This is a genomic window from Microcystis sp. BLCC-F209, from assembly GCF_041928595.1.
Lineage (GTDB): Bacteria > Cyanobacteriota > Cyanobacteriia > Cyanobacteriales > Microcystaceae > Microcystis.
Window position 1 is genome coordinate 1 of sequence record NZ_JBHFLL010000012.1, and the last position, 5,912, is coordinate 5,912.

5 protein-coding genes are annotated in these 5,912 nt (G+C 44.9%); 4 read left to right on the forward strand and 1 reads right to left on the reverse strand.

The window, feature by feature from the left end; genetic code table 11:
* The first annotated feature begins 721 nt into the window (after positions 1 to 721).
* On the forward strand, positions 722 to 2,116 hold the full coding sequence (locus ACE1AQ_RS00520) for a DUF2252 domain-containing protein (RefSeq protein WP_110543598.1): 1,395 nt from the start codon (positions 722 to 724) through the stop codon (positions 2,114 to 2,116).
* A 308-nt stretch (positions 2,117 to 2,424) separates the two neighbouring features.
* On the forward strand, positions 2,425 to 2,808 hold the full coding sequence (locus ACE1AQ_RS00525) for a DUF4346 domain-containing protein (protein ID WP_002747361.1): 384 nt from the start codon (positions 2,425 to 2,427) through the stop codon (positions 2,806 to 2,808).
* A gap of 153 nt (positions 2,809 to 2,961) precedes the next feature.
* Here ACE1AQ_RS00525 and ACE1AQ_RS00530 read toward each other — a convergent pair whose 3' ends face one another.
* A complete protein-coding gene (locus ACE1AQ_RS00530) occupies positions 2,962 to 3,825 on the reverse strand; it encodes a branched-chain amino acid ABC transporter permease (RefSeq protein ID WP_008197425.1) in 864 nt (287 codons plus the stop codon).
* A 270-nt stretch (positions 3,826 to 4,095) separates the two neighbouring features.
* Here ACE1AQ_RS00530 and ACE1AQ_RS00535 point away from each other — a divergent pair, with 270 nt between their 5' ends.
* Positions 4,096 to 4,605 (forward strand): pentapeptide repeat-containing protein, encoded by a 510-nt coding sequence (locus ACE1AQ_RS00535; protein ID WP_002760385.1) that lies wholly within the window; start codon positions 4,096 to 4,098, stop codon positions 4,603 to 4,605.
* Positions 4,602 to 5,729 (forward strand): 5-(carboxyamino)imidazole ribonucleotide synthase, encoded by a 1,128-nt coding sequence (locus tag ACE1AQ_RS00540; RefSeq protein ID WP_110543601.1) that lies wholly within the window; start codon positions 4,602 to 4,604, stop codon positions 5,727 to 5,729. The genes ACE1AQ_RS00535 and ACE1AQ_RS00540 overlap by 4 nt, the downstream gene beginning before the upstream one ends.
* The last annotated feature ends 183 nt before the right edge of the window (positions 5,730 to 5,912 follow it).

Here is a 5,912-nt window from a genome sequence, read left to right on the forward strand (position 1 = left end):
CTGAAATGGGGCGAAAGTCTGTGGACTCTGTGTAAGACAGTACATGGTTTTTTAACTGTGGTATGCGACGGTGGTGGAAGCAGAAACTTAAATCGTGAGGTTTAGGAATCGCCGCACTTTTAGGGCGGCGAGGATGTCAACATCGTAACCCACCCCCATCATCCCCTGCTCAAGATTGACACTTTCATCGCTCATTTCTAGACAATCTAGGGGTAAATTCTCGGTTCACAGACCTAAACTAATACTACCAAATCATCACCCAAAAAAATAAACAGAAAACTTCCTACAGAACTGGGCCAAGGAGAAAATTTTCACCTTTAACCCAGAATAAGACCCCTTTTCCCGACAAAAGAGCCAGATTTTAGCTCCTGGCTGAAGGCTGACCATTAGATAAAATTTTGTTACGATTATTCCACTGGCAATTTTTGAGCAAGATATAATCGAGATAGTAGGGCTGCCATTGGGCTAAAAGTTAAGCAAATTTAAGAGATAGCCATTTCAGAAAAAATCGATCATCGATGATGTTGATCTTCCCCAGATAAGAAACGAGTGAAGATTAATTGTTGAACCGAGCATCAGAAGCTATCTCTAAAGGGGGAAATGTTAGAAAGTTATCCCAGAAGGGGAACCATCACTATTGACTTATCTATTTCCTATTGCTTGTATTCATTTAGTCATCTAACAGCAAGGGATGTAATCTCATTCAGGGGAAAAAGTCGTTATGAACCACCAAATAGAAACCCCTATCCGGTCACCCTCTCAAGCTCGATTCCGTTCACGGGAAGAACGCATCCAGATGGGTAAATCCCTGCGGGAGCGATTGCCGCGTTCTCGCCACGCTATCTGGCAACCCCCCGCAGCTGGTCGAGAGCCGATCGAGATCATCGAAGCATCAAATCGAGGGCGATTACAGGAATTGATTCCCATCCGCTACGGGCGAATGTTGCGGAGTCCCTTTACCTTTCTGCGCGGTTCCGCTGCTTTGATGGCCTACGATCTGGCCACCACTCCCAAAACTGACATTATCGTGCAGGCCTGCGGAGATTGCCACCTGTTGAACTTCGGATTTTTTGCCACCCCCGAACGCAATTTAGTCTTCGATATTAACGATTTCGACGAAACCCTGCCCGCACCTTGGGAATGGGATCTCAAGCGTCTGGTGGTCAGCTTTGTCATCGCCGGCAGGGATAGCGATCTATCCGATCGAGAATCGAAGGCAGCGGCGATCGATTGCACTCGTTCCTATCGGGAACACCTGCGGGAATATTCTCGCCTCAGTCCCTTAGAGGTATGGTACACGCGCATAGGAGTAGAACAGGTGCTCGAGATGGCTCCCGACGAAAAGACACGCAAGATACGGGAACAGATGATGACAAAGGCCCGCGAGCGCATCATCGAACATCTCTACCCCAAGATCGTCACCCAAAGCGGGGGACGCAATCGCTTTGTCGATCAGCCGCCCATTCTCTACCATGTCAACGAACCGGATTGGGAGACTCTCGTGCGTGAGGGTCTGGAAGACTATCGCCAATCCCTGCCGGAGGAACGCCGGGTCCTGTTCGATCGCTACCAGTTAGAGGACTTTGCCCTGAAAGTGGTGGGCATTGGTAGTGTCGGCACCAGATGTTATATCGCCCTATTGTTCTCGGAAGATAACCATCCCCTCATCCTACAAGTTAAGGAGGCTTGCCCTTCGGTTCTCGAACCCTATACCGCCAAGAGCCAGTATGAAAATCAGGGACAACGGGTGGTTACAGGCCAGAGATTGATGCAATCCTCTAGCGACATATTTTTAGGCTGGACCCAGGGAAGACGGGGCAATAACTTCTATTTACGGCAACTGCGGGATATGAAGTTTTCCCTACCCATTGAGGGAGTATCGGCCGTCCAACTGCAACGCTACGCCGAGTTCTGTGGCTGGACCTTGGCCCGCGCCCACGCTAAATCTGGAGATGCGGCCACCATTAGCGGTTATTTGGGGAAAGGAGATCAGTTCGATCTAGCGATGGGCGAATTTGCGATCGCTTATGCCGAGCAGACAGAACAAGATCACGCCGCTTTGGTGGAAGCGGTCAAAACAGGACGGGTCGAGGCTTTGGTGGAAGAAAATTTATAGCATTAAGCTATCAGCCTGTTATTTTTCGACCTGAGATTAGGGGCGCCGCTCTCTTAGGTTTGGTGGGTAAAATGTATTCTAAGATACAGTCCTGCGGGCGAGTGAGTGGAAGGAACCACAGAGACACAGAGGACACAAAGATCGATCACTACTATATAAGTTAAACTTATCACACAAAGAATAACAGAGCCGATTTGCTCACAGAAAATAGGGCTTATCTCGACAAAATACTCTAGAAAAAGGATGATGGTATGTGATATAATTTGCTCTTGCTTTCAACTACATATTTAAGTAATTTTGTCAAGAAAATGAGCGAATTAAAATCCCAAATCACGGCTATTGATCATCAACTTTCCAAACGTCCGATCGCTCTCGATCCCGCAGGATATTTTATTATTTATCTCGACCGAGAAGCAGGGTTAATCTGTGCCAAACATTACAGCAATATTATCAACGAAAAAGGTTTAGCCGTCGATCCAGAAACGGGAAAAGTTATCGGTGTTAGGCAAAAACTTGATCGCAATCCTGAGACTATTTACACCGCCAGGACTGCCAAAGAATTAGCCGTCAAAGTGATCGAAGAAACCCAACCTTGTCCGATTACTATGTTCGATCATGCTGCTTATTTAGGTCGAGAATTTACCCGCGCTGAATACGCTTTAATCACCGGGGAAGAATATATTCAGGATTAAAGATTGGGCTTTTCAGTGTTGCCAAAGGCACGGCGTAGCCGTCCAGTAAACAGTAAACAGGGATAAAGATGAAGATAAATAAATAAATAAATAACTTAAAACTTACATCTGATAACTGATAACTGATAACTGATAACTGATAACTGATAACTGTTAAACCGTGCCTTTAAATAAACCTTGAGGACGGAATAATAACAGCAAGATCATAATTAATAAAGCCACGCCTAATTTATAATTGGAACCAATTAAGGGGACACTAATTTCTTGGGCAAAACCAATAATTAAAGCCCCAGCAATCGCTCCGTAGGGATTACCAATACCACCTAAAATCACGGACGCAAACATGGGTAAGATTAAAAACCAGCCCATATTGGGACGCACTCCCCCAGTAATTAACCCGAACATCCCTCCGGCTAAAGCAGTTAAAACTCCCGTAATTATCCATGTCCAGAAAACAACCCATTCGACGTTAATTCCGGTTACTCTAGCTAAATCGGTGCTGTCAGCTACGGCGCGCATCGCCTTACCGATTTTGGTTTTTTGTAATAACAAATGGAGGGCAATAATAACTATAATTGCCAAACCAATGACTAACAAGCGATCAAAAGCTACTTTAATCCCAAAAATTTCTGTAGCGGTCATCACAGGCAGATCGTAGCGTTGATTACTGCCGCCCCAGATCATTAAAATACCATTGCGAAGAAATAAAGCCAAACCGATCGAAATAATAATTAAAGTGGTAGAATCGGCCCGTCGATCGCGCATAGGTTTCCATAATAATCTCTCGGCAATGAGCATGGCAATAGCTGTCACTGCTGCCCCCACCAGCATCGCTAACCAGAGATTAATCCCTTGAGCATTTACCACCCAAGTTATGTAAGCACCCAAAGTCATAAAATCGCCGTGGGCAAAATTAGACAGACGCAAAATGCCACAGGTAAGGGTTAACCCGACGGCAGCCAGAGCAATAATACTGCCGACGGCTAAACCATTGAATAAAAGTTGCGGTGTATCCATCAAACCTCTTGTATAAATCAGAAATTGTCCTTAGAAATAGGAGTCAGGAGAGAGAAAATTAATTAACTTTTGTCTTTTACTTTATTTAACTGAAAGCTGAGGGCCTGTGGCTTAAATATTTTTGTTTAGACCAAATTGCATGGCAGTATAAGCCTAGACAGCCATTATAAAGGTTTGTGTGCCAGCAATTTCTCGCGGCCGGTGAAAAGCTGACGGCTGATGACTTACTGCTATAAAATCAAGAATGCCCACTGATGGAATTTTCCGCCAATGAAGACTATCTTTCGACTAGCGATCGCTTTTTTTGCCTTACTATTTATCCTATCTCCTGTCAATGCCTTAGCTGCCAGTTCTGCTGCTGTCACAGGAGCCAATGCCAGTTATGAAAACCAGAATCTGACAGGAAAGGATTTTTCAGGACAAAATTTGCAATCTGCCCAATTTACTAACGTTAATCTGCAAGATTCTAACTTTAGCTCTGCCGATTTGCGCGGGGCAGTGTTTAACGGAGCCTCTATCATCGAAGGCAACTTTCATGGGGCGGACTTAACCAATGGATTAGCCTATCTGAGTACCTTTAAAAATTCCGATTTAAGCGATGCCATTTTTGCCGAAGCGATCATGCTGCGCACCATTTTCGAGGGAGTCAATATCAACGGTGCTGATTTTAGTTTTGCCGTGCTTGACGCTCAACAAATCAAAAATCTCTGTGAAAGAGCCGAGGGTGTCAACTCAAAAACCGGCGTCTCTACCCCGGAATCTTTAGGATGTGATCAATGATGCAAACAAGGGTTGGTGTTATTGGTGGTGGACAATTAGCTTGGATGATGGCACAGGAAGCCAAGAAATTAGGCATTTCTCTAATTGTACAAACACCACACCCCGATGATCCCGCCGTTGCTTTAGCTGACGGGGTTGTCTTTGCGGAAATAGCTGACGTGGAAGGCACAAAAAAACTAGCTCAACATTGTGATCTGATCACTTTTGAAAATGAGTTTGTTAATTTAGATGCCCTAGAAGAATTAGCGGCCACAGGAGTTAAATTCTATCCTAGTTTGGCAAATCTGCGCCCCCTATTGGATAAATACGAGCAAAGATGTTATTTACGCTCCCTAGGGTTGCCTGTGCCTGATTTTTGGGCGATAGATAATTTATCCCAACTAGAAAATTATCCTTTTCCGCTAGTGCTGAAAGCGCGACGACACGGTTATGATGGTCAAGGAACCTTTATTATCCGCACTGCTGAAGAATTAAACGCCAAAAAGCCGCAATTAGAGCGTCTTGACTTGATGTTAGAAGCTTATATTCCCTACGAGCGAGAATTAGCCATCGTTGCCGCTAGGGGATTAACCGGGGAAATCGTCACCTATCCCGTGGTGGAAACCTATCAAGAGGAACAAGTCTGTCACTGGGTGATTGCTCCCGCCGCTCTTAACCAATCATTACAGGCTCAAACCGAATCTATCGCCCATCATCTGTTAAGTAGTTTGTCGGCGGTGGGTGTTTTCGGGATGGAGTTATTTGTCACTCCCCAGGGAGAGGTATTGATTAATGAAATCGCTCCCCGTACCCATAATTCTGGTCATTACAGCCTCTCTGCCTGTCTTACCTCCCAATTTGCCCTACAACTGCAAGCAGTGGCTAATTTGCCCCTCGGAGCCACGGACTTAAAATCTGCTGGGGCAGTCATGGTTAATTTATTGGGTTTTGAGGATAGTGACGGCGATTATGGGGAAAAAAGAGCAGTTTTAGCGGCAATCCCCGGCGCTCACGTTTTTTGGTATGGTAAAAAGTCCCGTCCCGGTCGAAAATTAGGCCATGTCACCCTGTTAAGGGATACAAGCGATCGCTCTGAGTTATCGGATCTGGCAAGGCAGATAGAAAAGCTTTGGTATGGTTGTTAGGGAATTATGAATTATGAATTATGAATTATGAATTATGAATTGGGCTCTTCGGTTTTTGTTATGCAATGGACGGGATTATAAGGAATGAAACCCTTATAGAGACAGACATTGCTGCTATTTTTGTCAACTGTTTTCGCTCTAGAGAGAACTAATCAATTAAATCTCTTGCCAGATAAGGATTGA